The organism is Vibrio sp. R-1 (assembly GCF_035615595.1).
Lineage (GTDB): Bacteria > Pseudomonadota > Gammaproteobacteria > Enterobacterales > Vibrionaceae > Vibrio > Vibrio cholerae.
The window spans coordinates 16,538-41,870 of record NZ_WPDC01000018.1 but is presented as its reverse complement, the minus strand read 5'-3'; the positions used below and the strand labels follow the sequence as shown (position 1 = coordinate 41,870).

21 protein-coding genes are annotated in these 25,333 nt (G+C 49.5%); 16 read left to right on the top strand and 5 right to left on the bottom strand.

The window, feature by feature from the left end:
- Positions 1-47 precede the first annotated feature (47 nt).
- The 9 genes from lepB to GOU96_RS06230 all read left to right on the top strand — a co-directional run bounded on the left by lepB (position 48) and on the right by GOU96_RS06230 (position 7,781).
- The gene (gene lepB / locus GOU96_RS06270) at positions 48-944 is read left to right on the top strand and encodes a signal peptidase I (protein WP_000024071.1); all 897 of its coding nucleotides are present in this window, start codon (positions 48-50) and stop codon (positions 942-944) included.
- A gap of 31 nt (positions 945-975) precedes the next feature.
- Positions 976-1,653, top strand: a complete 678-nt coding sequence (rnc, locus tag GOU96_RS06265; protein ID WP_001885893.1) for a ribonuclease III — start codon at positions 976-978, stop codon at positions 1,651-1,653.
- Positions 1,646-2,620, top strand: a complete 975-nt coding sequence (era, locus tag GOU96_RS06260; protein WP_000774943.1) for a GTPase Era — start codon at positions 1,646-1,648, stop codon at positions 2,618-2,620. Before rnc ends, era begins: the two co-directional genes overlap by 8 nt.
- Positions 2,621-2,689: 69 nt before the next feature.
- Positions 2,690-3,415, top strand: coding sequence for a DNA repair protein RecO (gene recO / locus GOU96_RS06255; RefSeq protein ID WP_001279487.1), 726 nt, complete (start codon positions 2,690-2,692; stop codon positions 3,413-3,415).
- Positions 3,412-4,143: a pyridoxine 5'-phosphate synthase gene (pdxJ, locus tag GOU96_RS06250; RefSeq protein ID WP_000095364.1), complete on the top strand. Its 732-nt coding sequence runs from the start codon at positions 3,412-3,414 to the stop codon at positions 4,141-4,143. The genes recO and pdxJ overlap by 4 nt, the downstream gene beginning before the upstream one ends.
- Positions 4,144-4,146: 3 nt before the next feature.
- Complete coding sequence (gene acpS, locus GOU96_RS06245; protein WP_000635063.1) at positions 4,147-4,527, top strand: holo-ACP synthase; 381 nt, start codon at positions 4,147-4,149, stop codon at positions 4,525-4,527.
- 256 nt (positions 4,528-4,783) lie between these two features.
- Positions 4,784-6,076 (top strand): hypothetical protein, encoded by a 1,293-nt coding sequence (locus GOU96_RS06240; protein ID WP_000621298.1) that lies wholly within the window; start codon positions 4,784-4,786, stop codon positions 6,074-6,076.
- A gap of 9 nt (positions 6,077-6,085) precedes the next feature.
- Complete coding sequence (locus GOU96_RS06235) at positions 6,086-6,496, top strand: hypothetical protein (protein ID WP_001271111.1); 411 nt, start codon at positions 6,086-6,088, stop codon at positions 6,494-6,496.
- On the top strand, positions 6,489-7,781 hold the full coding sequence (locus GOU96_RS06230) for a GGDEF domain-containing protein (RefSeq protein ID WP_000132104.1): 1,293 nt from the start codon (positions 6,489-6,491) through the stop codon (positions 7,779-7,781). The genes GOU96_RS06235 and GOU96_RS06230 overlap by 8 nt, the downstream gene beginning before the upstream one ends.
- Here GOU96_RS06230 and barA read toward each other — a convergent pair.
- Complete coding sequence (barA, locus tag GOU96_RS06225) at positions 7,769-10,552, bottom strand: two-component sensor histidine kinase BarA (RefSeq protein WP_267781506.1); 2,784 nt, start codon at positions 10,550-10,552, stop codon at positions 7,769-7,771. The genes GOU96_RS06230 and barA overlap by 13 nt on opposite strands.
- 171 nt (positions 10,553-10,723) lie before the next feature.
- On the opposite strand from barA, the gene rlmD reads away from it, so the two are divergent.
- The 5 genes from rlmD (at position 10,724) to eno (ending at position 18,533) form a co-directional block, all read left to right on the top strand.
- Positions 10,724-12,040 carry a 23S rRNA (uracil(1939)-C(5))-methyltransferase RlmD gene (gene rlmD, locus GOU96_RS06220; RefSeq protein ID WP_175247944.1) on the top strand — a complete coding sequence of 439 codons (1,317 nt, stop codon included), beginning with the start codon at positions 10,724-10,726 and terminating at the stop codon, positions 12,038-12,040.
- 69 nt (positions 12,041-12,109) lie between these two features.
- Positions 12,110-14,326: a GTP diphosphokinase gene (gene relA / locus GOU96_RS06215; protein WP_258501329.1), complete on the top strand. Its 2,217-nt coding sequence runs from the start codon at positions 12,110-12,112 to the stop codon at positions 14,324-14,326.
- 99 nt (positions 14,327-14,425) lie between these two features.
- Positions 14,426-15,241, top strand: coding sequence for a nucleoside triphosphate pyrophosphohydrolase (mazG, locus tag GOU96_RS06210; RefSeq protein ID WP_267781501.1), 816 nt, complete (start codon positions 14,426-14,428; stop codon positions 15,239-15,241).
- A 274-nt stretch (positions 15,242-15,515) separates the two neighbouring features.
- Positions 15,516-17,153 carry a CTP synthase gene (locus tag GOU96_RS06205; RefSeq protein ID WP_000210846.1) on the top strand — a complete coding sequence of 546 codons (1,638 nt, stop codon included), beginning with the start codon at positions 15,516-15,518 and terminating at the stop codon, positions 17,151-17,153.
- Between the two features lie 78 nt (positions 17,154-17,231).
- Positions 17,232-18,533, top strand: coding sequence for a phosphopyruvate hydratase (gene eno, locus GOU96_RS06200; RefSeq protein WP_000036741.1), 1,302 nt, complete (start codon positions 17,232-17,234; stop codon positions 18,531-18,533).
- Between the two features lie 101 nt (positions 18,534-18,634).
- Here the strand turns inward: eno and GOU96_RS06195 are convergent, their stop codons facing one another.
- Complete coding sequence (locus tag GOU96_RS06195; protein ID WP_267781499.1) at positions 18,635-19,846, bottom strand: multifunctional CCA addition/repair protein; 1,212 nt, start codon at positions 19,844-19,846, stop codon at positions 18,635-18,637.
- A 92-nt stretch (positions 19,847-19,938) separates the two neighbouring features.
- Here GOU96_RS06195 and GOU96_RS06190 point away from each other — a divergent pair, with 92 nt between their 5' ends.
- Both GOU96_RS06190 and GOU96_RS06185 read left to right on the top strand, forming a co-directional pair.
- Positions 19,939-21,528 (top strand): AAA family ATPase, encoded by a 1,590-nt coding sequence (locus GOU96_RS06190; RefSeq protein ID WP_207803655.1) that lies wholly within the window; start codon positions 19,939-19,941, stop codon positions 21,526-21,528.
- On the top strand, positions 21,528-22,298 hold the full coding sequence (locus tag GOU96_RS06185) for a general secretion pathway protein GspB (RefSeq protein WP_071179873.1): 771 nt from the start codon (positions 21,528-21,530) through the stop codon (positions 22,296-22,298). The genes GOU96_RS06190 and GOU96_RS06185 overlap by 1 nt, the downstream gene beginning before the upstream one ends.
- 91 nt (positions 22,299-22,389) lie before the next feature.
- Here the strand turns inward: GOU96_RS06185 and GOU96_RS06180 are convergent, their stop codons facing one another.
- The 3 genes from GOU96_RS06180 to GOU96_RS06170 all read right to left on the bottom strand — a co-directional run bounded on the left by GOU96_RS06180 (position 22,390) and on the right by GOU96_RS06170 (position 25,250).
- A complete protein-coding gene (locus GOU96_RS06180; RefSeq protein ID WP_000733229.1) occupies positions 22,390-22,998 on the bottom strand; it encodes a TIGR04211 family SH3 domain-containing protein in 609 nt (202 codons plus the stop codon).
- Positions 22,999-23,164: 166 nt separating this feature from the next.
- Entirely contained in the window at positions 23,165-24,427 is a 1,263-nt protein-coding gene (locus tag GOU96_RS06175; protein WP_000404204.1) for an inorganic phosphate transporter, read from the bottom strand.
- 142 nt (positions 24,428-24,569) lie between these two features.
- Complete coding sequence (locus tag GOU96_RS06170) at positions 24,570-25,250, bottom strand: TIGR00153 family protein (protein ID WP_001911782.1); 681 nt, start codon at positions 25,248-25,250, stop codon at positions 24,570-24,572.
- Positions 25,251-25,333: the final 83 nt, after the last annotated feature.

Here is a 25,333-nt window from a genome sequence, read left to right as displayed (position 1 = left end):
AGGGTTTCGGCTCTTTCACTTTCGTATTTTTTAGATAAGGGAAGTTAATGGCGAACACATTCTCACTGATTTTGGTGATCGTAACTCTGGTCACCGGTATCGTCTGGACACTGGAAAAGCTGGTGTGGGCGAAAAAACGCCAACAGAAACAAGCTCATTTACAGGCGCAAACACCCGATATGCCAGCCTCAGCGCTGGATAAAGTCGCAGCTCAGCCGTGGTGGATTGAAAACAGTGTCTCGATTTTCCCTGTTATTGCTTTTGTGCTGGTACTGCGCTCGTTCATTTATGAACCGTTCCAAATTCCATCCGGTTCGATGATGCCGACTCTGCTGGTTGGGGATTTTATTCTGGTTGAGAAATACGCTTACGGCTTGAAAGATCCGGTATGGCGCACTCAGTTAGTGGAAACGGGTAAACCTGAGCGTGGTGATATTGTGGTGTTCAAATACCCAGTGAACCCTGAGATCGACTACATCAAGCGTGTGGTGGGGATGCCCGGAGATACCGTACGTTACAGCGCAGGTAAAGAGCTGTGTATTCAGCACCAAGGCGAGAGCGAATGCCAAGCAGTTAAACTCTCTAACGTGCAAGAGAGCGAGTTTTACCAAAATGAGATCCCCCTGATCCAGCTAAACGAACAGCTAGGTAAGGTCGAGCACAATATTTTGGTTAACCCATTGAGCATTGATAACGTGGCGAATTATCGCCCACGCAGTGGCGTGAATGAATGGGTTGTACCACAAGGGCACTATTTTGTGATGGGTGATAACCGTGACAACAGTGCTGACAGCCGTTTCTGGGGCTTTGTGCCAGAGCAGAATCTGGTCGGAAAAGCTGTCGCTATCTGGATCAGTTTCGAGTTTGAACGCGCTGAAGACAGCGTACTTCCACGCTGGATTCCTACCGGAGTACGATTCAATCGTGTTGGTGGGATCCACTAAGCCAGCATGAGCTGGCAATAACGTTGAGATTATGACACCTCCAATGAATAAATTAACAAGTAAGCTCGGTTATACCTTTAAGGAGACTGAGCTGCTTAATCTGGCGCTGACACACCGCAGCGCCAATGGTAAGCACAATGAACGTCTTGAGTTTCTGGGCGATTCAATTTTAAGTTTTGTCATTGCTGACGAGCTCTATCGCCGCTTCCCGAAAGTGAATGAGGGAGATATGAGCCGCATGCGTGCCACCTTAGTGCGTGGTAACACGTTGGCGGAGCTGGGTCGTGAATTCGATCTGGGAGATTACTTAAAATTAGGTCCAGGTGAGTTGAAAAGCGGTGGTTTTCGCCGTGACTCGATTCTGGCCGATGCCGTAGAAGCCATCATTGGTGCGATCTACCTCGATAGTGATTTAGAAACCGCGCGCCGCATTGTGCTGGAGTGGTATCAATGTCGCCTTGAGGAGATCAAACCGGGCGCATCACAAAAAGACCCGAAAACTCGTTTACAAGAGTTTTTGCAAGGCAGAAGAAAACCGCTGCCCGTCTACACTGTGACTAATATTAAAGGTGAAGCGCACAACCAAGAATTTACGGTTGCGTGTGAAGTTGCAGGTATGGACACGCCTGTGATCGGTAAAGGCACCAGCCGCCGCAAGGCAGAGCAAGCGGCTGCAGAAACGGCTCTGGAGCAATTAACTCATGGCTGATCAAGAATTTGATATCGATGCATACTTTGCTTCTCGCAGCGAAGGCCAAACGGTGACATCGACACCAGAGGACCAACACTGCGGCTTTGTCGCGATTGTCGGTCGTCCTAACGTGGGTAAATCGACCCTGCTCAATAACCTGTTAGGGCAGAAAATCTCGATTACTTCGCGTAAACCGCAAACCACTCGCCACCGTATTATGGGTGTTGAGACGGAAGGCAAGTATCAAGCCATTTACGTGGATACTCCGGGATTGCACATTGAAGAAAAACGCGCCATCAACCGTTTGATGAACCGCGCGGCCTCAAGCTCGCTGAGTGATGTCAACTTAGTGCTGTTTGTGGTGGAAGGTACTCACTGGACCGCCGATGACGAGATGGTGTTCAACAAGCTGCAAAAAGCCAACTTCCCGGTGGTGCTTTGTGTGAACAAGGTCGATCAGGTCAAAGATCGTAACGAAGTGATGCTGCATATGCTGGAGCTTTCTAAGCGCATGCCGTTTGTCGATATCGTACCGATTTCTGCTAAACAGGGCAAAAACACCGATGTGCTGAAAAAGCATGTTCGTGAGCACCTGCCGAAAGCTGTGCACCATTTCCCTGAAGAGTATGTGACGGATCGTTCACAGCGCTTTATGGCCTCTGAAATCGTGCGTGAAAAGCTGATGCGTTTTACTGGCGAAGAGCTGCCGTATTCGGTGACCGTGGAAATCGAGCGTTTCGATTACAACCCAGATACCGATGGCTTCCACATCAACGCCCTGATCTTGGTTGAACGTATCGGCCAGAAGAAAATGGTGATTGGTAAAAACGGCGAGAAGATCAAAACCATCGGCCGCGAAGCGCGTCTCGATATGGAAGAGCTGTTTGGCCGCAAAGTCTACCTAGAGACTTGGGTGAAAGTGAAATCCGGTTGGGCGGATGATGAGCGCGCCCTGCGTTCACTCGGCTATATCGACGATCTCTAAACACGAGAGGTGGCAACGGGGTTGCCACCTTTTTCATTTCTACCTTCAACTGCATGATAGAAAGGGAAAATGTCAGACGGACTGCAACGCTGTTTTGTTCTGCACCGCCGCCCTTACAGTGAATCGAGCTTAATTCTCGATGTGTTCAGTGAGGAGTACGGGCGAGTCAGCTTGATGGCCAAAGGCGCGCGCGGAAAACGCTCCAACCTCAAAGGTGCGCTGCAACCTTTCACTCCTTTACTGCTGAAATGGTCGGGCAATGGCTCGATGAAAACTTTGCGCCAAGCCGAACCGATTAGCCTCGGCTTACCGCTTTCCGGCGTCTATCTCTATTCGGCAATGTACATCAATGAGCTGGTGGATAGAGTGCTCATGCCAGAAGTCGCTAGCCCCGGACTATTCCATGATTATCTGTTTGCGCTCACTGAACTGGCGCAAAGCACCAATCCCGAGCCCGCGTTGCGCCGCTTTGAACTCGCCTTACTTGCCGCGATGGGGTACGGCGTAGATTTTCTGCATTGTGCAGGTACGGGCGAGCCAGTTTCACCAGACATGACCTATCGCTATCGTGAGCAAAAAGGCTTTATTGCCTCAGTACGTCGCGATAATCTCACCTTTCTCGGTAACGAGCTCATTGCAATCAGTGAACGGCGTTTTACCAGCAAAGAACAACTGCAAGCGGCAAAACGCTTTACACGTTTAGCCTTAAAGCCGTATCTTGGCGGCAAACCTTTAAAGAGTCGTGAGTTGTTTCGTCAAACAACTCTACCCAGAGCACGGAGTACAGAAGAATGAGCTCAATTTATCTTGGTGTGAATATCGATCACGTGGCGACTTTGCGTAACGCACGCGGCACACAATATCCCGATCCAGTGCATGCAGCGGAAATTGCTGAACGTGCGGGCGCGGATGGTATCACCATCCATCTGCGTGAAGATCGTCGTCACATCACAGATCGCGATGTCCGTATTTTGCGTGAAACGCTGCAAACGCGCATGAACCTTGAAATGGCGGTGACGGATGAGATGGTCGAGATTGCGCTGCAAACTCAGCCAGAATATGTCTGCTTGGTGCCGGAAAAACGTGAAGAGTTGACCACTGAAGGCGGTCTTGATGTGCTAGGTCAGTTGGAACGTGTCAAAGCGGCAACGGAAAAACTCACTGCGGCTGGCATTAAAGTTTCTCTGTTTATCGATGCCGATCGTGAGCAAATTGATGCGGCCAAAGCTTGTGGCGCACCTTTTATTGAGCTGCATACCGGGCACTACTCCGATGCGAAAAGCGATGTCGATCAGCAAAATGAGCTGAAGAAAATTGCAGCCGCAGCGGCTTACGCACACGACTTGGGCATTACGGTGAATGCGGGTCATGGCTTGACCTACCACAATGTCGCGGCGATTGCGGCCATTCCTGAAATTTACGAGCTGAACATCGGCCATGCGATCATTGGTCGCGCGGTTTTTGATGGTTTAGCGAAAGCCGTCGCAGATATGAAAGCCATCATGGTTGCTGCGCGTCGATAACGTATGATCGTTGGACTCGGAACGGATATCGCTGAAATCGAACGGGTTGAGAAAGCGTTGGCGCGCTCAGGAGAAAACTTTGCGCGCCGCATTCTTACCGATTCTGAACTAGAGCAATTTCATGCTTCGAAGCAACAAGGGCGCTTTTTAGCCAAGCGCTTTGCCGCCAAAGAGGCAGCTTCGAAAGCTTTGGGAACCGGTATTGCTCAGGGGGTGACTTTCCATGACTTTACCATTAGCCATGATAAGTTGGGGAAACCTTTACTGATCTTGAGCGGTCAAGCGGCAGAGTTAGCCTCGCAGCTGCAGGTTGAAAATATTCATCTTTCCATTTCCGACGAACGCCATTATGCGATGGCGACCGTAATCCTTGAACGTCGTTAATGCGGCGCTCATGCTTTGGTTTATTTCAAATCTTTCATTTTCTGACTATATTTTCCTTACGTGCTTAATTTTCCCCAACGGAAGAATGAGTTTTCTGACTCTTTGCACCCAACGCGTATTTTTGTCTCACCAATCACTAAAATGAAAGATATTGGGTGATGTCATTAATCATCAATGACGATCGAAATGGAGAATATTTCACTTGGCGTGCAGGTTGGCGCCGTGGTGGAAATCGCGCTTGCTTAGGGATAACCCAATGATACGAAGCCTTTTTCAAACACGCCTGATGAGCGGTGTTGTCGGTCTATTAGCCATGACGAGCGGTGCTGCCTTAGCGGCCGACTGGAGCGTCTCTGGTTATGGTTCGATTGGTTATAGCTATGAAAATGAAGAGAATCTCGGTTTCCTGCGCAACATCGCTCAGCCAGATGATTATCAACGCAACGGATCGTTTAAGCCAGATAGCAATATTGGGGTTCAGTTTGATCTGCAGTTAGATCCGCAATGGTCGGTGACCACTCAGTGGGTAATGAAAGAGCGAGTCGAGCAGCGCTTCGATGATATTACTGAGCTGGCTTTTGTGCGTTATACGCCGGATGAAAATTGGGATATTCGCCTAGGGCGCCTTGGGCTTAACGCCTATATCGCCGCTGACAGCCGACGGATTGACTACGCCCACCTTTGGTTGCGCCCTCCCCAAGAGTTTTATGGCGGCATTTTCTATGATGCCATCGATGGGATTGATGTGACTTATCGCAGCCAATGGGATGAGATCACTTGGTCGTTAGGCGCGCAATATGGCCGAATTAAACAGAAACTGCAAAATACCGCTTCCAGCGAAATTTCTGCCACGCAATCCGATCAAACATTAGCTTTGGTGTTTTCACTCGAACAGGATCGTTGGTTTGGACGTCTCTCCTATGTGCATGTCGGGCAACTGAAGGTGGATCTAGACGGTAATTCTCTACTGGGTATTCAAGTCGTCAATCAACTGGCGCAAGCCGGGCTTGGCCCGATCAGCACCGAAGCGGCGCAGTTAGCTGAGCAAATCAATCTTCAAGAAGAAACCATTGAATATTGGCAATTGGGTTTTGGCTATCGAGGCGATCAGTGGTCACTCCAATCAGAAATTTATACCATCCTTGGTGAGAAAGCCGTGGTTCCTGAAGGGGTCGGTGGCTACGCCATTGCTGGGTATACTCTCGGCAATGTCACACCTTATGTTATCTACGGTCGGTTTAACCCGAAAAATCCGCCCTACCAAGCGCAGTCTGATTGGGGGTTATCCCCTGTCAATGGCGCGCAATTGGCAGAGGTACAGAAATGGTTGATTGGTGGCATTAATTCCACTTACATCGATCAGCAGACGTTTTCACTCGGAGTCCGCTGGGACGTCACTGCTCAGATAGCTTTGAAAGCACAATATGATTACATCCAGATTGCCGATAATGGCTATGGATTATGGGCCATTCCTTTAGAAGCGGATTTGCAGGGTCTGCAGGGGCGGGATGTGCAGCTGTTTTCTGTCAGCGTTAACTTTGTGTTTTAGGAGGACTCAATGCGATATTGGTTACTCCTCATTTTTTTCCTGAGTCCATGGGTTTCGGCTTCCGCTGAATTGTATGTTGTTGCTAGCCCGAAGAGTCCGATTATGGAGATTAATAAAGAGCAGTTATCCGCTTTATACCTTGGACGTAATCGCGTGGTGGGCAACACTTACATTAATCAGGTGTTAGATCGGAGTGGTACGGTGCGTCAGCGCTTCTTTTTGCAGGTGACCAATATGCAAGAGAGCCAAATCAACGCTTATTGGGCCAAACTGAAATTCTCAGGGCGGCTGCGTGCACCGGAATCTGTGGTGAGTGAACAAGAGCTGATTGCCAAATTAGAAGAGAATCCGTTCTCGATTGGCTATACCGATCAAGTGCCCAGTGACGCGCTGAAAGTATTACTGGTGCTCTATGACTGATCAAACGCGCACTTCGCCACTGGTTAATCGCTTGCTGAAGATGATTTCACTGTGTGCACTTGGGTATTTGCTGATCATTTTGGCCATCATTATTCCGCGCGGCATACAGAGTGTTGAGCAGCAAAAACAAGAGCTGGAGGAGAAGCTTGCGCTCTCTTTGAGTAACTCGGCGGCCATTGCACTGTATGTGAATAATTACGATATTGCCTCCGAGGTGATGGATGCGTTGCTGCTTCATCAAGAGATCAATGCGGTTAAGTTAGCCAGCGTGGATGGCATTGTCTTTGAGCGCACCACCATCCCCTCAACCTACAAAGAGCAGAATTATTGGACTGATGCGAACCGATACCGATTAGATTCTCCCGTAGATGGTAATTTGATTGGCTATCTGATGATTCATGAGGATCATCAGGTGATTCGTCAGCAAGCCATTAATCAGATTCTTGATCAGATAGCCGTGGTTTTGATCCAGTTTCTCGTGACTTTTATTGCGCTTATCTGGATCGTTCGCCGCTTGGTCGGTAAACCCCTGACGGATCTTTCACAGGCGTTATCCGAAGTGCGGCCAGATCATGATCGCAAAGTGGCGGTAGCCGCAGAAGATCACCACAACGAGATTGGTTTGGTGGCCAAAAGCATCAATGAATTTATCGACGCTTCCCATCAAGCCTTGCTGCGTGAGCGCGAGCTGCGTCAACAGATTGAACGTTGGGAAAGCTACTATCGCACCATTGCCGAACAAGACACTCTGACGGGACTAAAAAACCGTTTAGGTTGTGAGAAGTTCGTGCTCCGCAAACAGCGTGCTAGCACTACCATGGTACTGCTATTGATTGATTTGGATGGTTTTAAGCAGGTGAATGATACCTTGGGGCATGCGGCTGGCGATGAGGTATTACGTGAAATCGCTAAGCGTTTTTATGCCTTGGCGCAAACGCACTTTTCTGATTTTGTGGTCGGACGGCTCGGTGGCGATGAGTTTGCTATTTACATTCCGCTGGATAAATTTGTTGCCGAATCTATCGAGCGGTTTGCGGCGCAGTTGATCGAATCCTCCTCTGAGCCGATTGCATTGGGTCAGCAGAGTGCGCAAGTGGGTTGCAGTATCGGGATTAGTCATATGAACAGTCTGCACATTGACTTAGAAAAACTCCTGCTACAAGCCGATAAAGCCATGTACTGGGTCAAATACAGAGGCAAACATGGCTATCATATTTATCGAATGGGGGAAGAGATCCTGCCTCTTCCCAGTGCGAAAGAACTCAAGCAGGATCAGTTCAGATAGTCGCGAGAGGCTTCGAGCACTTTCGCCATCTCATCTTGCAACTCAAATAACTCAGGCTCTAACTCATCGATGCTCGCTCCATTGCGCAGCGCTTGCTCCAAACTGGCGCAGATTTTTCGCAGGCGCGGTACGCCGCTGTACGAACAACTGCCATGCAACTTATGGATATGATGCAGTAGATCGCTAGCGGGGTATTCTTCATCCTCAAGCGCAGTATTGACCACAGTTTCGACTTCCCGCAAATAATCGACCAACATGCCGAGCATCTCTTTGGCGAGATCCTCTTTATTGGCGGATTGGCGCAGCGCGACAGGCCAATCAATAATGGCCTCTTCTGCTGGCGGTGATGAGGGTAAGGCGTTAGATATGACCGCGGCACCATCGGGTGGGGTCACTTTCGCAACCTGTTTACTGCGCGTGTGCGGGCTCCAATGCACCAACACTTGTTGCAGAATATGCTCTTCAATCGGTTTGGTCAGGTAATCATCCATCCCCGCTTTCAGTAGACGGTCACGCTCGCCTGCCATGGCATGTGCGGTGACCGCAATGACTGGCGTATCACGATACCCTTTGAGCTGCTTGATCGCTTTACAAGCGGTCACTCCATCCATGTGCGGCATTTGAATGTCCATCAAGATGATATCGAACTGACGGCTCTGAGCTTGCTCAATCGCCTCCTGACCGCTGGTGCAAGAGACCACGTACTCAACCCGCTCTTGCAATAGCGCAGTGATGAGTTTGAGGTTGGCTGGATTATCATCGACCGCCATGACGCACAGCGGAAGCTTATCGGCTTGAGGTTTGGGCAAACTGGTATTGGCGAGTTGCGGCTGTTGCGCTGCCAAGGTTTGTAGCAGTTTTTTGCGAGATAAAGGCTTACTGATGCATTTTACTGGGTAGCGCTGCATCAATTGGTCGGCGAGCGCCAGTTCTGTGCTCGGCACACCGACAATCACATTATGGGTCATGGCTAACGCGCGTTGCACCCAAAGTTCCACCAAGGTCGGATTGGTCTCTTTACTTGGCGCTAAGTTGAGCAGTACATAGTCGTAAACGTGTTGCTCTTCCGGAATCGCTGAGCGGTACGTCACTTCTAAACCACTTTGGACCAGCGTTTGCTGCACAATTGCAGCGGCTTGCATATTGGGTTCAATCAGCAGCAAGTGGCGATGATTGAGCGAGTCCGCGTTATAACCGTCATTGAGAGGCAGCTCTGTGGTATGCAGGCGCAGCGTGAACCAGAAGGTTGAACCTTGGTGTAAACGGCTGGTGAGGCTGATTTCTCCGCCCATATGGCTGACCAGTTTTTGGGTAATCACCAACCCAAGTCCTGTACCGCCATAACGGCGTGAAATACTGGCATCCGCTTGGCTAAAGGCTTGGAATAACTGGGCTTGCTGACGCTCAGAAATGCCAATTCCGGTGTCGCGCACCATAAATTGCAGGTCGATCACATCATCGCGTAGCGCGCGCATTTCCACGCTCACGTCTATATTGCCACGCTCGGTAAACTTAATGGAGTTACCGACCAAGTTGGTCAAGACTTGCTGAATCCGTAGCGGATCGCCCACCACGCCGCGCGGAATTTTCGGGTCAATCTTGAGGGTGATTTCTAACCCTTTTTCATGCGCGCTGGTGGCTTGCAGGTTAACCACCTCTTCCAATACTTCTTGGAATTCAAACGGAATATTTTCCAAAGCTAGCTTACCGGCTTCGAGTTTGGAAAAATCTAAAATGTCATTGATGATGGTGAGAAGGTTATTGGCTGATTTTTCAATGGTTTGTAGATAATCTGCTTGGCTGTTGGTCAGCTGGGTTTTCAGCATTTGCCGCGTAAAACCAATCACACCATTGAGTGGGGTGCGCAGCTCATGGGACATGTTAGCTAGAAATTCGGATTTCACTCGTGCCGCTTCTTGAGCGCGCTTTTTGGCAATATCGAGTTCAACGTTTTGAATCTCAAGCTGTTCAAGGGTTTCCCGGAGATCAGACGTCGCTTGGTCGATACTGTGCTGCATTTCGACATGGTATTCGGAGAGCGATACCGCCATCGCGTTGATGCCTTTTTTCAGCGTATCCAACTCGCCGTGCATTTTACCTTCAATCCGCACATCCAAATGGCCGCGACGAATGCGGTCGACCATATTTTTCATGTGAGTGATTGGGCGAGTCACATCGTACATCAAGCGCGAAGCAAATACCCCTGACAGCAAAATCCCGATCACTAGCACTAAACCAGCGGAAAAAATTTCCTGGTACTGTTGTAAACGCAGTGAGGAGAGATCCAGTTCTATCGCAATATAACCCATCACCGGAGTGGCGGGATTGGCATCGCCATTGTCGAGCACGGTGCGTTCAGAAATGATCGGCGTTCGTAATATCAGCGTGTTCTCGTCAATCGCGGAACTACTCAGAAACGGGATCAGCTTATCCTTGGGATACATCAGCTTTTCGAAATTGGGGTGGAAGTTCGAGGTGACAAACAGCTCATGATTGGCATCAAACACCGCGATGCTACGTACTAACTTAGAATTCTTACGGTGGGCATAGCTGATAATGCGTCGTACCGATTCTCGGCTCTGCATACGCAGCGCATCTTCACTGGCGATCGCTAATGGCTCAATGATGCTGGCACCGGAATTGATCACTTGAGTTTCTAAATCGTGATAACGGTTAAAAGAGAACAGAGCGCTAAGCAGCAGACCAATAATCAGGGTAGGTGCCAAAGTGAGCGTCATAACGCGGGCGCGCAAGCCATATCTTTGAGTCATTATTGTCTAAACATTGTGGTGTGGATATGGGAAAATACCCCGCACAAATCGGATTGCGTGGGGAAACGTTGGCGTTAGCTTAATCAACTCCCTCATCTTCGACAATCTCCCCCGTGCAGAATAGTGATGCCGGGGCGAAAACAAATCTATTTCAACACTTGAGCACAGAGCATGGCACGTTTCTTTCAACCGAAAAAGCACAGCACGTTAGACACAAAGCATCAGCCGGTCACTATTGAACGGTTGGATCACCAAGGCAGCGGACTGGCCTTTTTACACAAGAAACCCTTGTTTGTTGACGGCGCTTTGCCGGGGGAAGAGGTGCTGATTCAGCTCACTGAAAACAAGAGCAAATACGCGCGCGGTCAACTGATTAAAGTGTTGAAACCCAGCGCTGAGCGTGTTGCACCTTTCTGTGCGCATTATACGCAATGTGGTGGTTGTGATTTACAGCATCTTGACCGAGCGGGACAAATCCATCACAAGCAGCAAGCCTTAAGTCAATTAATGGTGAAGTTTGCAGGGCAGAGTCTTGCTCTGTCTGCGCCAGTTTGTTCTGATGATCAAGGCTACCGTCGTCGCGCACGCTTAAGCCTGATGTGGGATAAGAAAACTCAGCAACTACAATTGGGTTTTCGCCGCAAGCAGAGCAAAGCGATTGTTAATGTGACCGATTGCCCCGTGCTGGAGCCGAGTTTAAATGCGCTATTGCCTGATTTGAACGCTTTGTTGAGTGAGTGGAGTCAACCTGATCGGTTGGGGCATGTCGAATTGGTGAAAGGGGATAACACTCGCGTGTTGGTGCTGCGCCATTTAGGCGCGTTGACTGAACAAGATCAGCAGCGTTTGACTGACTTTGCTTCGCAAAACCAACTAACCTTATATCTGATGCCGGAAGCAGGCGAGTTGCAACATGTGCAAGGTGAAGCGCCATACTGTGAAGAAACAGGCAGCCGGTTAAGTTTCTTGCCCAGTCATTTTATTCAGGTCAATCGCGCGGTGAATCAGCACATGGTCGCGCAAGCCTTGAATTGGCTTGAGGTTAGCCCACAAGAACGCGTGCTCGATCTCTTCTGTGGCTTAGGAAATTTCACGCTGCCGCTGGCCAAACAAGCGCAAGCGGTGGTGGGTGTTGAAGGTGTTGATGAGATGGTGCAACACGCCACTCATAACGCGAAATTGAACCAAATCAATAATGTGGCGTTTTATCAGGCCAATTTGGAACAAGATATGACGAGCGCCTCATGGGCGCAGCAGAAATTTGCTAAAGTACTGCTCGACCCAGCCCGCGCAGGCGCAGAAGGGATTGTGGATCAACTCTCTGCGTTAGGTGCCAAGCGGGTTGTGTACGTGTCGTGTAACCCTGCGACATTAGCACGAGACAGTCAAAGCTTGCTGAGCCAAGGATTTCGCTTAGAGAAACTGGGGATGCTCGATATGTTCCCGCACACCAGTCATCTCGAGTCCATGGCTTTGTTTGTGAAATAGGGCTAGCGATTGAACTCCTGATACGAGCGTCAGTCGAAGGCTAAAAATACAATTATTAGGACGATATCAATGGTTGCGGTACGAAGCGCACACTTAAACCCAGACCAACAGTTTGAGCTAGAAACATGGATAGCCAGCCTGACCCAAGAGGGGAAAACGGCCGCTAAATTAACCGCAGTGTATCGCGATTGTGAACAACTGTTGGCGGGCAATCCACAAGGGCCTCTGCTGCTTTGGCGTGGGCGGGAAATGATCGAAATTTTGATCACCCTATCGATGGACCGCCCAACGTTGGTGGCGGCTTTGCTATTTCCGATCGCCACCAGTGGTGTGCTGGATAATGAGTCGCTTGAAGAGGGATATGGCCGCGAAGTGGTTAAGCTTATCCACGGCGTGGAAGAGATGGCGGCGATTGGCCAGCTCAACGTCACCATGCATGGCAGTGAAGCGTCAGCGCAAGTGGATAACGTGCGCCGTATGCTACTGGCGATGGTGGATGATTTCCGCTGCGTGGTGATTAAGCTTGCCGAGCGGATCTGCAACCTGCGTGAAGTGAAAAACGAGCCAGATGAAGTGCGCCGCGTGGCTGCCAAAGAGTGTGCCAACATCTATGCGCCACTGGCTAACCGCCTTGGCATTGGTCAGCTCAAATGGGAAATTGAAGACTACGCGTTTCGTTACCAACAACCGGATACCTATAAACAGATCGCCAAACAGCTTTCTGAGCGTCGCATCGTGCGTGAGCAGTACATTCGTGATTTTGTCAGCGACCTGCGTGCTGAGATGAAGCAATCCGGGATTAACGCTGAAGTCAGCGGTCGCCCGAAACACATCTACAGCATCTGGCGCAAAATGCAGAAGAAAAGCCTCGCTTTTGATGAGCTGTTTGATGTGCGCGCGGTGCGGATTATTGCTGATAAGCTGCAAGACTGTTATGCCGCGCTTGGCATTGTGCACACGAAATACAAGCACTTACCGAACGAGTTTGATGACTATGTAGCGAACCCCAAACCGAACGGTTACCAGTCCATTCATACCGTGATTTTGGGGCCGGAAGGCAAAACCATCGAGATCCAGATCCGAACCAAGCAGATGCATGAAGAGTCAGAGCTTGGGGTAGCGGCACACTGGAAATACAAAGAGGGCAGCAGTGCAGCACGCAGTGGCTACGATGAGAAGATCACTTGGCTGCGTAAACTGCTCGATTGGCAAGAAGAGATGTCCGATTCGGGCGAGATGCTCGACGAACTGCGCAGCCAAGTGTTTGATGATCGCGTCTACGCCTTTACCCCGAAAGGCGATGTGGTTGACTTACCTATGGGCGCGACCCCGCTCGATTTTGCCTACCACATTCACTCCGAAGTGGGGCATCGCTGTATTGGCGCGAAAGTGGCAGGACGTATCGTGCCTTTCACCCACAAATTGCAGATGGGCGATCAGGTTGAAATCATCACCGCCAAAGAGCCGAATCCATCACGCGATTGGTTGAACCCATCGCTTGGTTTCGTTCATTCAGGGCGTGCGCGCGCCAAGATTAATGCTTGGTTCCGCAAACAGAGCCGTGAAAAAAATCTCGAAGCGGGACGGGAAATTCTCGAAATCGAACTGGCGAAAATCGGTGCCAATCTCAAGCACGCCGAGGCGTATGCGCTCAAGCGCTTTAACGTCAATAGCGTGGATGAAATGTACGTCGGTATCGGCAGTGGCGATCTACGCATTAATCAGATTGTTAATCATATCAATGCGTTAGTGAATAAACCGACCGCTGAGGAAGAAGATAAGCTCGCGCTGGAAAAACTGCAGGAAAGCAAAACCCTAACACCGAATCGCCCGCATAAAGATGCGGTGGTGGTGGAAGGGGTCGATAACCTGATGACCCACCTTGCGCGTTGCTGTCAGCCAATCCCAGGCGATGAAATCCGTGGCTACATTACCCAAGGCCGTGGTATTTCGGTGCACCGCAGCGACTGCGAGCAGCTCGAGGAGCTTAGCCTTCATGCACCAGAGCGGATCATTGATACCGTATGGGGCAGTGGTTTTGTAGGCTCTTATCTACTGACCGTACGTGTTGAAGCGATGGAGCGCAGTGGCTTACTGAAAGACATCACGACTTTGCTGGCCAATGAGAAAGTCAAAGTGGCGAGTATGAAGAGCCGCTCCGACTATAAACGCCAAATCATCATCATGGATTTCGATCTTGAGGTGAACAACGTCGAAGCTTTAGCGCGCGTTTCTAAACGCATCGAGCAGATCAAAGATGTTATGTTGGTCAAACGTTTAGGTTAAATCCAACGCAAACAGCGAGGTGTGAAGTGAAAACTTCCACCTCGTTGCTTTTTCAACTTCAATACGTTTAGGCGCTCAATGCCTGATGTGAGGAAAGCCATGTCACACCCGATTGAACAACTCGAACAGATCATGCGCCGCTTGCGTGACCCAGAACAAGGTTGCCCGTGGGATAAAGAGCAAACCTTCGACACCATTGCACCTTACACCATCGAAGAAACCTTTGAAGTGGTGGATGCCATCACCCAGCGCGATTGGCCTAACCTGCGTGAAGAGTTGGGGGATTTGCTGTTTCAGGTGATTTTCTACAGCCAAATGGCCAAAGAACAAGGCCTGTTTGAGTTTCGTGATGTGGTGGAAACGGTCAACGAGAAACTGACCCGCCGCCATCCTCATGTGTTTGGGGATGCCACCTTTGAAAATGACGCGCAAATTCACGCCAATTGGGAAGCGGAAAAAGCCAAAGAAAAAGCGCAAGCAGGCAAAAGTGAGCAAAGTATTCTAGACTCTGTACCACGTTCGTTGCCCGCTTTATCGCGTGCCTACAAGATCCAGAAAAAGTGTGCCCAATACGGATTTGATTGGGATAGCCTTGGCCCTGTGGTTGAAAAAGTGCACGAAGAAGTCGAAGAGGTAATGGAAGAAGCGCTGCAAGTGGATGTGGATACGCAAAAAGTCGAGGAAGAGCTAGGCGATCTTTTATTCGCAACCGTCAATTTAGTGCGTCATTTAGGTCATGATCCTGAAATGGCGCTGAGTAAAGCCAACGCCAAATTTATGCGCCGTTTTCAAGGTGTTGAGGACAAAGCCAGAGCGAAAAATAAGCCGCTGCACGCGTTCACTTTGGCGGAACTCGACGGATTTTGGGATGAAGTAAAACTTGAAGAAAAACAGGCAATAAAGTCATTTTCCTGACGGAGTGTGAAAAATAACAATCAATCTACAGTCAAGCTTAATGGTTGATTAAGCAGCAAATTTGTCTTGTGCGAAAAAAGAGCGCGCTTTGAGACAAAAGTGACTCAGATAATGTGCCCAACACAGTGTTTGCTTCAATTTGGTTTGATTTGAAGCAAAAAATAAAAAATTGAGTGTGATAGATTTCACGTTGTGGCAATGGGGGCCTTCTGGTATAGTTTCGTCCCGTCCAGAAGAAATCCATTTCCCTCATTCAACCAATTTCAGGTTAAACATGACGACAAATTATATTTTTGTTACTGGCGGGGTTGTATCCTCTCTAGGTAAAGGTATTGCAGCAGCATCCCTTGCAGCGATTCTTGAAGCTCGTGGTCTTAAAGTGACCATGATGAAGCTTGACCCTTACATCAACGTTGATCCGGGCACTATGAGCCCAACTCAACACGGTGAAGTGTTCGTTACGGAAGATGGCGCAGAAACCGACCTAGACCTTGGTCACTACGAGCGTTTCATTCGTACCAAGATGACCAAGCGCAACAACTTTACCGCAGGTCGTGTTTACGCTGATGTTCTGCGCAAAGAGCGCCGTGGCGACTACCTAGGTGCCACGATTCAGGTTATTCCTCATATCACGAACGCGATCAAAGATCGTGTGATTGCGGGTTCAGAAGGCCACGACATCGCTATCGTTGAAGTTGGCGGTACTGTCGGTGATATCGAATCACTACCATTTATGGAAGCGATCCGTCAGCTTGCTATCGAAGTGGGCCGTGAGCACGCTATGTTCATGCATCTGACGCTGGTTCCTTACCTAGCGGCAGCGGGCGAAGTGAAAACAAAGCCAACCCAACACTCGGTAAAAGAACTGCTTTCTATCGGTATTCAGCCAGACATTCTGGTTTGCCGTAGCGATCGTATGATCCCAGCCAACGAGCGTAAGAAAATTGCTCTGTTCTGTAACGTGCCTGAAAAAGCCGTTATCTCAATGAAAGACGTGGATTCTATCTACAAGATCCCACAACTGATCCGCTCTCAAGGGTTGGATGATCTGGTGTGTGCACGTTTTGGCATTAACGCGCCAGAAGCGGATCTCTCTGAATGGGAACAGGTGATTTACGAAGAAGCGAACCCAACCGGTGAAGTGACTATCGGTATGGTTGGTAAGTACACTGAACTGCCAGATGCTTACAAATCGGTCAACGAAGCCCTGAAACACGCCGGTCTGAAGAACCGTCTGAGCGTGACCATCAAATACGTAGATTCACAAGACGTTGAAACCAAAGGCACCGATGTGCTCAATGGTCTGGATGCGATTTTGGTACCGGGTGGTTTTGGCGATCGTGGTATCGAAGGCAAAATCCGTGCAGCGCAATATGCACGTGAAAACAAAATTCCTTACCTTGGCATCTGCTTGGGTATGCAAGTGGCACTCATCGAATACGCGCGCAACGTAGCGGGTATGGAAGGTGCACACTCAACCGAATTCAATAAAAACACCAAATATCCAGTGGTTGGTTTGATCACGGAATGGGTAGATGGTGAAGGCAATGTCGAAGAGCGTAGCGAAAAATCGGATCTGGGCGGCACCATGCGTCTAGGTTCACAGCTATGCCACCTTGAGAAAGGCACTAAAGCGTACGAGTTGTACGGTAGCGCAACCATTCATGAGCGTCACCGCCACCGTTACGAAGTCAACAACCTGCTGCGTCCTCAGATTGAAAAAGCAGGTTTGAAGGTTTCTGGTCTGTCAGCAGATAAGAAGCTGGTTGAAGTGATTGAGAACCCTGCTCACCCATGGTTTGTGGCAGCGCAGTTCCACCCAGAGTTCACCTCAACCCCACGCGATGGTCACCCTCTGTTTGCTGGCTTTGTAAAAGCAGCGGGTCAGTTCCAACGCGGTGAATTGAAGTAAAAGGATACGGGTAGCCACTTTAGCAGTGTGGCTACCCTTTTAGTTTTGACATTTAAATTCAATTGAGAGGAAACATTAATGTCTAAGATCGTTAAAGTTCTAGGTCGTGAAATCATCGACTCACGTGGTAACCCAACGGTAGAAGCAGAAGTTCATCTAGAAGGTGGTTTCGTTGGTATGGCAGCAGCTCCATCTGGTGCTTCTACTGGTTCTCGTGAAGCGCTTGAACTGCGTGACGGTGACAAGTCTCGTTTCCTAGGTAAAGGCGTTCTGAAAGCGCTGGCTGCGGTTAATGGTCCAATCGCAGACGCTCTGGTTGGCAAAGATGCAAAAGATCAAGCAACTATTGACCAAATCATGATCGACCTAGACGGTACTGAGAACAAGTCAAACTTCGGTGCAAACGCGATTCTAGCGGTTTCTCTAGCAAACGCGAAAGCAGCAGCGGCAGCAAAAGGCATGCCTCTATACGAGCACATCGCTGAGCTGAACGGCACTCCTGGCGTATTCTCAATGCCTCTACCAATGATGAACATCATCAACGGTGGTGAGCACGCTGACAACAACGTAGACATCCAAGAGTTCATGATCCAACCTGTTGGCGCAAAAACTCTGAAAGAAGCAGTACGTATGGGCGCAGAAGTGTTCCATAACCTAGCTAAAGTACTGAAGTCTAAAGGCTACAACACTGCAGTGGGTGACGAAGGTGGTTTCGCTCCTAACCTGAAATCTAACGCAGAAGCGCTAGAAGTTATCGCTGAAGCGGTTGCGGCTGCAGGTTACAAACTGGGTACTGACATCACACTGGCGATGGACTGTGCGGCTTCTGAGTTCTACGACGCAGAGAAGAAAGAATACAACCTGAAAGGCGAAGGTCGTATCTTCACTTCTAACGGTTTCTCTGATTTCCTAGAAGAGCTGACTGAGAAGTTCCCAATCGTTTCTATCGAAGACGGTCTGGACGAGTCTGACTGGGAAGGTTTCGCATACCAAACTGAGAAACTGGGTAAGAAAATCCAAATCGTTGGTGACGATCTGTTCGTAACAAACACCAAGATCTTGAAGCGTGGTATCGACAACGGTATCGCTAACTCTATCCTGATCAAGTTCAACCAAATCGGTTCTCTGACTGAAACTCTGGCTGCGATCAAGATGGCAAAAGATGCTGGCTACACTGCAGTTATCTCTCACCGTTCAGGCGAAACTGAAGACGCAACTATCGCTGACCTAGCGGTAGGTACTGCTGCAGGTCAAATCAAGACGGGTTCTATGAGCCGTTCTGACCGTGTTGCTAAGTACAACCAACTGATCCGTATCGAAGAAGCTCTGGGTTCACGTGCTCCTTTCAACGGTCTGAAAGAAGTGAAAGGCCAAGCTTAATTTTAAGCGAGCGCCTTCGCGACTGTTAACGATAACAGTCTCGCGATAAAAAACGCCCTGCATTGCAGGGCGTTTTGCTTTCTACGGTTGCAGGCAATCAACTACAGATCCTCGATTGCCGATACGCGCCGTTTATCCAACTCTTCTTTGATATGCTTGCCTTGAAAGCCATCCGCTATCACGGCTTGAACTGCTACGCCAAGGGCGGCTTGGTAGGCACGCAGGAAAATCTCACGCTGCGGATACGGCTCACTCTCTAAACCTAAACGGCCACGATGATCCGCTTCACAGCACAGTAGCACTTGCTCAAGACGCTCCGGTTTGCGCCACACATCCAAAAGCCCCAGCACTTTAAGCTTGGTGGCAGGCTTTAACTCGTCCGCACGATGGATATTGGAATGCTGCGCGCACACCGCGAGCGCTAAATCGCGAAACTCATTAGGCACGCGAATGCGCTCGCACAATGATTCAATGATCTTAAGCCCGGTATGGCAGTGCAATTTATGTCTGGGCCATTCAGAAGGTGGGGTCACGCCTTTTCCTAAATCATGCACTTGCGCGGCAAAACGCACGGGAAGGGAGTCAGAAAGTTGTGCGGCTTGTTTGGCGACCATTAACATGTGAATACCAGTGTCGATCTCTGGGTGCCATTTTTCCGGTTGTGGCACGCCGAACAAGCGATCGATTTCAGGCAGCACCACAGCCAATGCGCCGCAATCACGTAACACCTGCAAAAACACTTCGGGATGATGGGTCGAGAGCGACTTATGCCACTCTTGCCACACACGCTCGGCGGTTAAGTGCTGCAACTCGCCCGATTGCGCAATCTTCGCCATTAACTGCATCGTCTCTTCGGCAACGGTGAAACCTAGGTGATGCAGCTTGGCCGCAAAGCGCGCCACGCGCAGCACACGCAAGGGATCTTCCACAAACGCGGGCGAAACATGGCGCAGCACTTTCGCGGCGAGATCGCGCTGACCGCCATAAGGATCAATCAGTTGCCCTGAGCCATCTTGCGCCATCGCATTGATGGTCAGATCGCGGCGCAGCAGATCGTCTTCCAAAGTCACGTCTGGAGCATAGTGGCAAGCAAAGCCAGTGTAACCTACGCCGGTTTTGCGCTCGGTACGGGCAAGGGCATGTTCTTCTTTACTGTTCGGATGCAAAAACACCGGAAAATCTTTTCCGACGGCTTGAAAGCCTGCCGCTAACATAGCTTGTGGGCTACTGCCGACCACCACCCAATCACGGTCGTAAACCGGAAGTTGCAGCAATTGATCGCGCACTGCGCCGCCAACGAGGTAAATTTGCATCGTAGAGTCTCAAAAAATTGCATCAATGACATTGGCTAATCTTAGTCAGCAATGATACGTTGCACCCACTGCGATGAATAGGGTCAACAAGCATGTATCTGAACTTCTTTGGGTTTGACGAACTACCGTTTTCTATCGTCCCCAATGCGCGTTATCTCTACCTGAGTCAGCGTCATCAGGAAGCCATAGTACACCTGCAAGCCGGATTGGGCGATGGCGGCGGCTTTGCCATGCTCACCGGAGAAGTCGGGACGGGAAAAACCACTGTCGCGCGAGCGATTCTGGCGAGTTTGCCGGGCAAAACGCGCGCGGGCATGATCCTCAATCCCACTTTCTCGGATCTGGAGCTATTGGAAGCGATCTGCGATGAATTTGAGGTCAGCTATCCGAAGAAGGCGACCTTGAAGAAACTCACGCAAGTACTGCATGAGTTTTTGTTAGCCGAGCATGCGCAAGGCATACAAGTACTTCTGATGATTGATGAAGCGCAGCACTTGGCACCGGATGTGTTGGAGCAGCTACGCCTGCTGACCAATTTGGAAACCGAGAGCCATAAACTGCTTAAAGTACTGCTGATTGGCCAGCCCGAGTTGCAAGAAAAACTGCGTTTGCCGCAGTTGCGCCAGCTCGCCCAGCGGATCACTGGACGCTACCATTTATTGCCATTGAATGAAGAGCAAACGGCCGACTACATCCGCTTTCGGATTGAACAAGCCAGCGGTAACCCTGAGTTGTTTAATCGTAAAGCCTGTCAGTGGATTGCAGAGCAAACTCACGGTATTCCGCGCTTAATCAATTTGGTGTGTGATGCGGTGTTAAAGCAAGCGTATCAAGCGGGTGAACCAACGCTGAGCCTAGCGAGAATTAAGCTCGCCTGCCAAGAGGTGATGAGCTTTCAATCTTCTGTTTATCAACTGGCCTCGGCCAAACCTCCTGTACCTAAGCTCTCTTATCTCTCCAGCGCATTGGGGGGGATAGCTCTGGCCGTCGTACTGGCATGGCAATTACCGCCTCAGCTTGATCGGGTTATGCAACACTATTTTCCGTTACCTGAAGTGGTGCCGCCGACCGAGCAGAGAGTTTTCCCACAAGCGTTACGCACTGCGTTACTCAACGCGACGAGCAGCGAGCATGCCCTTGAAACTCTGTATGCGGTCTGGGGCTATCAAGCCTCGGTGCTGGAGCAGTTTTGTCAGACTCAAGCAGATGCGGTGCTTTGGTGTGAAGAGCAGACGGGCGATTGGTCAACGCTGCAAACTTACGATTTGCCCGCTGTACTCACTTTAATGATGGATGATGTGCCCACTTACGCGGTGCTGTATCGCTTAACGGGCGATCAAGCGGAGCTGTTGGTGGGAGGCGAACGTTATCGTATTGCCCGCCAATGGCTAGAGCCGTTATGGAATGGGCAATTTTCGCTACTTTGGCAGGCCGGTTTTTCTCGAACATTAAAGCAGGGAATGCAGGGAGCCGATGTTGCCTTGCTCGAGAGCAAATTGGCGCAAGTGTTGGGTGAACCTGAACGCCCACGTGAGCAATTTGATAAGGATTTGTCGCGTAAAGTCGAGTTATTCCAACGTTGGCAGAACATGCACGTTGATGGTATCGCAGGAAGACAAACCTTACGCCGCCTTGAGCTATTGACCCAGCAGCAAGCGCCGAGTTTGAAGGAGGAAGGCTAATGTCAAAAGTGATGAATGCCTTGAAGCAGTCTCAACAAAAGTATCTGCAAGCTCAGCCTGTCAGTCGTCGCACTTATACCGAGCAAGAACCCACAGCGATGAATACGTCACGCTGGTTGCATTTAGCGCTGTGGCTCGTTCCGGGGTTAGTGACAGCGGGAGTGATGACTTACCAACGCTATGAACTAGTGCAGCAGGAAGTGGCTAATCGACAAACCGAGCCGACAACGGTAGAAGTTGATGCGCCATTAGAGCGTCTAGCGTATCCCGAATTTCAGGATCTGCAACCTACCTTTGTCGAATCAGTACTCGATGAACCCTATCCAGAAGAGGATGTGACTGCGCTAGCCGACAACATTGTGGCTCCACCGGCGACAATCCAAGCATCTGGTCAGCAGAGCGCGTCAAATCAGGCGTTGGGCGATCTCGATTTAACTCAGCTTTCGCCTGAATTAGCGTTGCGCGTGCAGGCGATTATGCGCGATCAATCCAGTGAACCAGCCACCCCAAGCACACCAACCTCTGCGGCGGTGCCATTAACTCAGCACAGTGATCGTTATCAAGGGCAGCTTCCCGCACTGAATTTTCAGATGCACGCTTTTTCCAGTAATGAACAAAAACGCTGGATAAAAGTGAATGGAGTAGAGTACCGCGAAGGGGATATGCTGACACCAGAAGTGAAGCTAGAGAGTATCAAACCACAAAGCAGTGTGATTATCTTTGGCGGAGAGGAGATTGAGATCCCGGCACTGTATGATTGGAAAGGTTAGGGCATTGACCAACGCTTATTGCCCGACGATGAAAGAGAGCGAAAACAAAACGGTCACTTGCGTGACCGTTTTGCTATGCGATGAATTCCGCTTATGCCCATCCGGCAGGGTGGCGTTTACGGCGAGGAATAATATGTGGTAATACCAAGCCAAGCAGTAAACCGATACCGGCAACACCACCACCGTAGGTGAAGTATTTCAGTAACAGATCTTCTTTTTGCGTATCGAGCTTGGCGCGCAGTTCACGAATTTCGCTTTGTGAATCGGTCAGCTGCTTGCTGATGTCGGCATAGTTACGCTCTAGATCGGCAATTTGTTGGTTACGCAGTTCAAGTGATTCCGCTAATCCTGCTTTTTCACTATCGGCATTTTGACGAGCATTGGCTAACAGCTTTTTCACTTCCTCTAGCTCTTTTTCTAGCGCCGGTAAGCGCAGAGTATTGCTCACTTCACGAGTGATAAAACGGCTTTCAACCCAACCTGTACGGCCGCGCTCATCAGCAATATGGCTATAACCACTCTCTTTGTTCACCTCAATCAGCTTCACCTTTTCTCCGGCGTCAATGCTGCCGAGAATACGGTATTGGTTACTTGGGCCTGAATGCATGTAAGTAAAGAGTTTGTCCGCGATGTAGCGGTCTTGCGCGAACGTTGGTGCAGCCAACATGGAAAAGAGCACCATGCAGATCAGTTTTTTCACAGTAAATCCCTTATTTTAAAGATAGATTTGGCGATAAGTCTCATAAAGTTTGTGGCAAATAGTATGCAGTTTTAGCAAGCGCTGCAACAAAGAAGGGAGGCTAAGCCTCCCTTTCTGTGCGTTTGAGTCAATAATGACAGTTCGCTAACACTGAGCTTACTGCGGCTTAGCCGACAAACACTGCTTGAATCGCGTAGAAAAAAACCACGGCTAAGAGTGCGCCTGCCGGTAGAGTGACGACCCAAGAGGCAACGATGTTACGTACCACTCCTAAGTTCAGTGCAGCAATACCACGTGCGAAACCAACACCCAGTACTGCACCAACCAGAGTTTGCGTAGTTGAAATCGGTAAGCCTGTGCCTGAAGCTAGAACCACAGTTGAAGCGGTTGCTAGCTGAGCTGCAAAACCACGGCTTGGCGTCAATTCTGTAATGCCAGTACCTATGGTTGCCATCACTTTGTGACCTAATGTTGCGAGACCGACGACGATACCAAAACCACCCAGAGGAAGAATCCACCATGCGATAGAGCTCTTCGCGGCCACTTCACCCATGTGTTCAACGGTTGAAACCACCGCAGACAAAGGACCAATCGCGTTCGCTACGTCGTTTGAGCCGTGCGCAAAAGCCATAGCACACGCGGTGATCACCATCAGGATACTGAAGATGCTTTCCACACCCGCGAAACCATGGTCTTCATCGCGATTAGCAAATTTCTTCTGAATGTAGAGATAGCCGCCGACCATCACGATGGCAGAAACCACCGCGGACCACATCCAAGCTTCTGAGCTCGAAAGATGCAGGCCGACGTGTTTAAGACCTTTTTTGATGGTAACCAGAGCAATCACCATAGTGGTGATGAACATGTATACCGGCACGAAACGCTTGGCATTGATCAGCGGTTTTTCTGTATCGAAAATGAGGCGTTGTGCGCTGACGAAAATGAGGTACGCAAAGAAGCCTGAAATCACCGGAGTAATAATCCAACTGCCGACAATGCCTTTTACTGAGCTCCAATCGACCGCTTCTGTACCGACAGAAACGCACGCGAAACCAATAATAGCGCCGATGATAGAGTGAGTGGTAGAGACTGGCCAGCCCATGTAAGACGCCACCAGCAACCAAGTGCCTGCGGCAAGAAGTGCTGACATCATGCCGTAAATCAGCACATCGGGTTTATCTGCGAAGAGAGAGGTTTCAATCACCCCATTACGGATCGTTTCTGTCACTTCACCACCGGCTAAGTAAGCGCCTGCGAATTCAAAAATCATCGCAATAATAATGGCTTGTTTAACGGTGAGTGCTTTTGAACCTACTGAAGTGCCCATTGCATTGGCAACATCGTTTGCACCAATACCAATCGCCATCAAGAAACCGAAGACAGCTGCCACAATAATCAAGACGGTGCCGTAGTTCGCAAGGATTTCCATCGTAATACCTAGTTGTTGATAACAAGCGGAGCAACCCAAGCTTGTTTTTGACGCAGATAACGACCTTCAGCGTAGAAAATACTCATCGCCTAGCAGGTCGTCATACTGTGGTTGCTCTTCGTTATTTGGTTAACTTTTAAATTTAAGAACGAGAAAGCATAAGCTCTAAGCGAGCACCAACGCGCTGCGCTTGGTCGGCAATGCCGCCCACCCATTCCAGAATTTTGTACAAGAACATGACATCAATTGGATTCATTTTCGATTCGATGGCCATCAGCTGTTGGCGTAGGCGAATCTGCATGGAATCGGTGTCATCTTCAATCACATCCAGTTGATGGATCATTTCAGCCACGAGAGTTACCTCACGACCTTTGAATCCAGTTTCCAATAACTCGTCGAGCTCGTTGATCACATTCTGCGCTTGGTTAGCCGCATCTAAGCAACGTCTAACATAAGCAATGAAGTTTTCTTGGAGAGGCTCAGGGATGACAAGCTGACGGCCATATACACGGCCCGCAATGTCTTTGGCGAGGTTTGCTAATTTATCTTGTTGAGTCAGTAGTTCCAGCATGTCACTACGATCAACCGGCATGAATAGACCGCGAGGAAGTTTAAGGCGGATTTCACGCTTTAACACGTCAGCTTCTTTCTCTAGGTGAGAAATTTGTGCACGAATTTCGCCCGCTTTTTCCCAATCACCTTTGTTACAAACTTCAAAGAAATTGATCAGGTGTGAGCAACATTCATTCACACACACTACGTGGCGTTGCAAAGGCTTAATCGGGGACTTTGCAAATAACCCCATGATTGTATTTACTGGCATGGTCATTCAACCTAATAACTATAACCTTGAAATAACATACACCATAATATGGTGAAATGTTGAGCGTTGGCTATAAAGGCGCG

Bases quoted from the DNA above. Each gene is read 5' to 3' on its own strand.
- lepB (WP_000024071.1), top strand. From the start codon at position 48: ATGGCGAACACATTCTCACTGATTTTGGTGATCGTAACTCTGGTCACC.
- barA (WP_267781506.1), bottom strand. From the start codon at position 10,552: ATGACTCAAAGATATGGCTTGCGCGCCCGCGTTATGACGCTCACTTTG.
- GOU96_RS06190 (WP_207803655.1), top strand. From the start codon at position 19,939: ATGTATCTGAACTTCTTTGGGTTTGACGAACTACCGTTTTCTATCGTC.
- GOU96_RS06185 (WP_071179873.1), top strand. From the start codon at position 21,528: ATGTCAAAAGTGATGAATGCCTTGAAGCAGTCTCAACAAAAGTATCTG.
- GOU96_RS06175 (WP_000404204.1), bottom strand. From the start codon at position 24,427: ATGGAAATCCTTGCGAACTACGGCACCGTCTTGATTATTGTGGCAGCT.
- eno (WP_000036741.1), top strand. From the start codon at position 17,232: ATGTCTAAGATCGTTAAAGTTCTAGGTCGTGAAATCATCGACTCACGT.
- era (WP_000774943.1), top strand. From the start codon at position 1,646: ATGGCTGATCAAGAATTTGATATCGATGCATACTTTGCTTCTCGCAGC.
- relA (WP_258501329.1), top strand. From the start codon at position 12,110: ATGGTTGCGGTACGAAGCGCACACTTAAACCCAGACCAACAGTTTGAG.
- GOU96_RS06205 (WP_000210846.1), top strand. From the start codon at position 15,516: ATGACGACAAATTATATTTTTGTTACTGGCGGGGTTGTATCCTCTCTA.
- acpS (WP_000635063.1), top strand. From the start codon at position 4,147: ATGATCGTTGGACTCGGAACGGATATCGCTGAAATCGAACGGGTTGAG.
- rlmD (WP_175247944.1), top strand. From the start codon at position 10,724: ATGGCACGTTTCTTTCAACCGAAAAAGCACAGCACGTTAGACACAAAG.
- rnc (WP_001885893.1), top strand. From the start codon at position 976: ATGACACCTCCAATGAATAAATTAACAAGTAAGCTCGGTTATACCTTT.
- GOU96_RS06235 (WP_001271111.1), top strand. From the start codon at position 6,086: ATGCGATATTGGTTACTCCTCATTTTTTTCCTGAGTCCATGGGTTTCG.
- GOU96_RS06170 (WP_001911782.1), bottom strand. From the start codon at position 25,250: ATGCCAGTAAATACAATCATGGGGTTATTTGCAAAGTCCCCGATTAAG.
- GOU96_RS06240 (WP_000621298.1), top strand. From the start codon at position 4,784: ATGATACGAAGCCTTTTTCAAACACGCCTGATGAGCGGTGTTGTCGGT.
- GOU96_RS06195 (WP_267781499.1), bottom strand. From the start codon at position 19,846: ATGCAAATTTACCTCGTTGGCGGCGCAGTGCGCGATCAATTGCTGCAA.
- pdxJ (WP_000095364.1), top strand. From the start codon at position 3,412: ATGAGCTCAATTTATCTTGGTGTGAATATCGATCACGTGGCGACTTTG.
- mazG (WP_267781501.1), top strand. From the start codon at position 14,426: ATGTCACACCCGATTGAACAACTCGAACAGATCATGCGCCGCTTGCGT.
- recO (WP_001279487.1), top strand. From the start codon at position 2,690: ATGTCAGACGGACTGCAACGCTGTTTTGTTCTGCACCGCCGCCCTTAC.
- GOU96_RS06230 (WP_000132104.1), top strand. From the start codon at position 6,489: ATGACTGATCAAACGCGCACTTCGCCACTGGTTAATCGCTTGCTGAAG.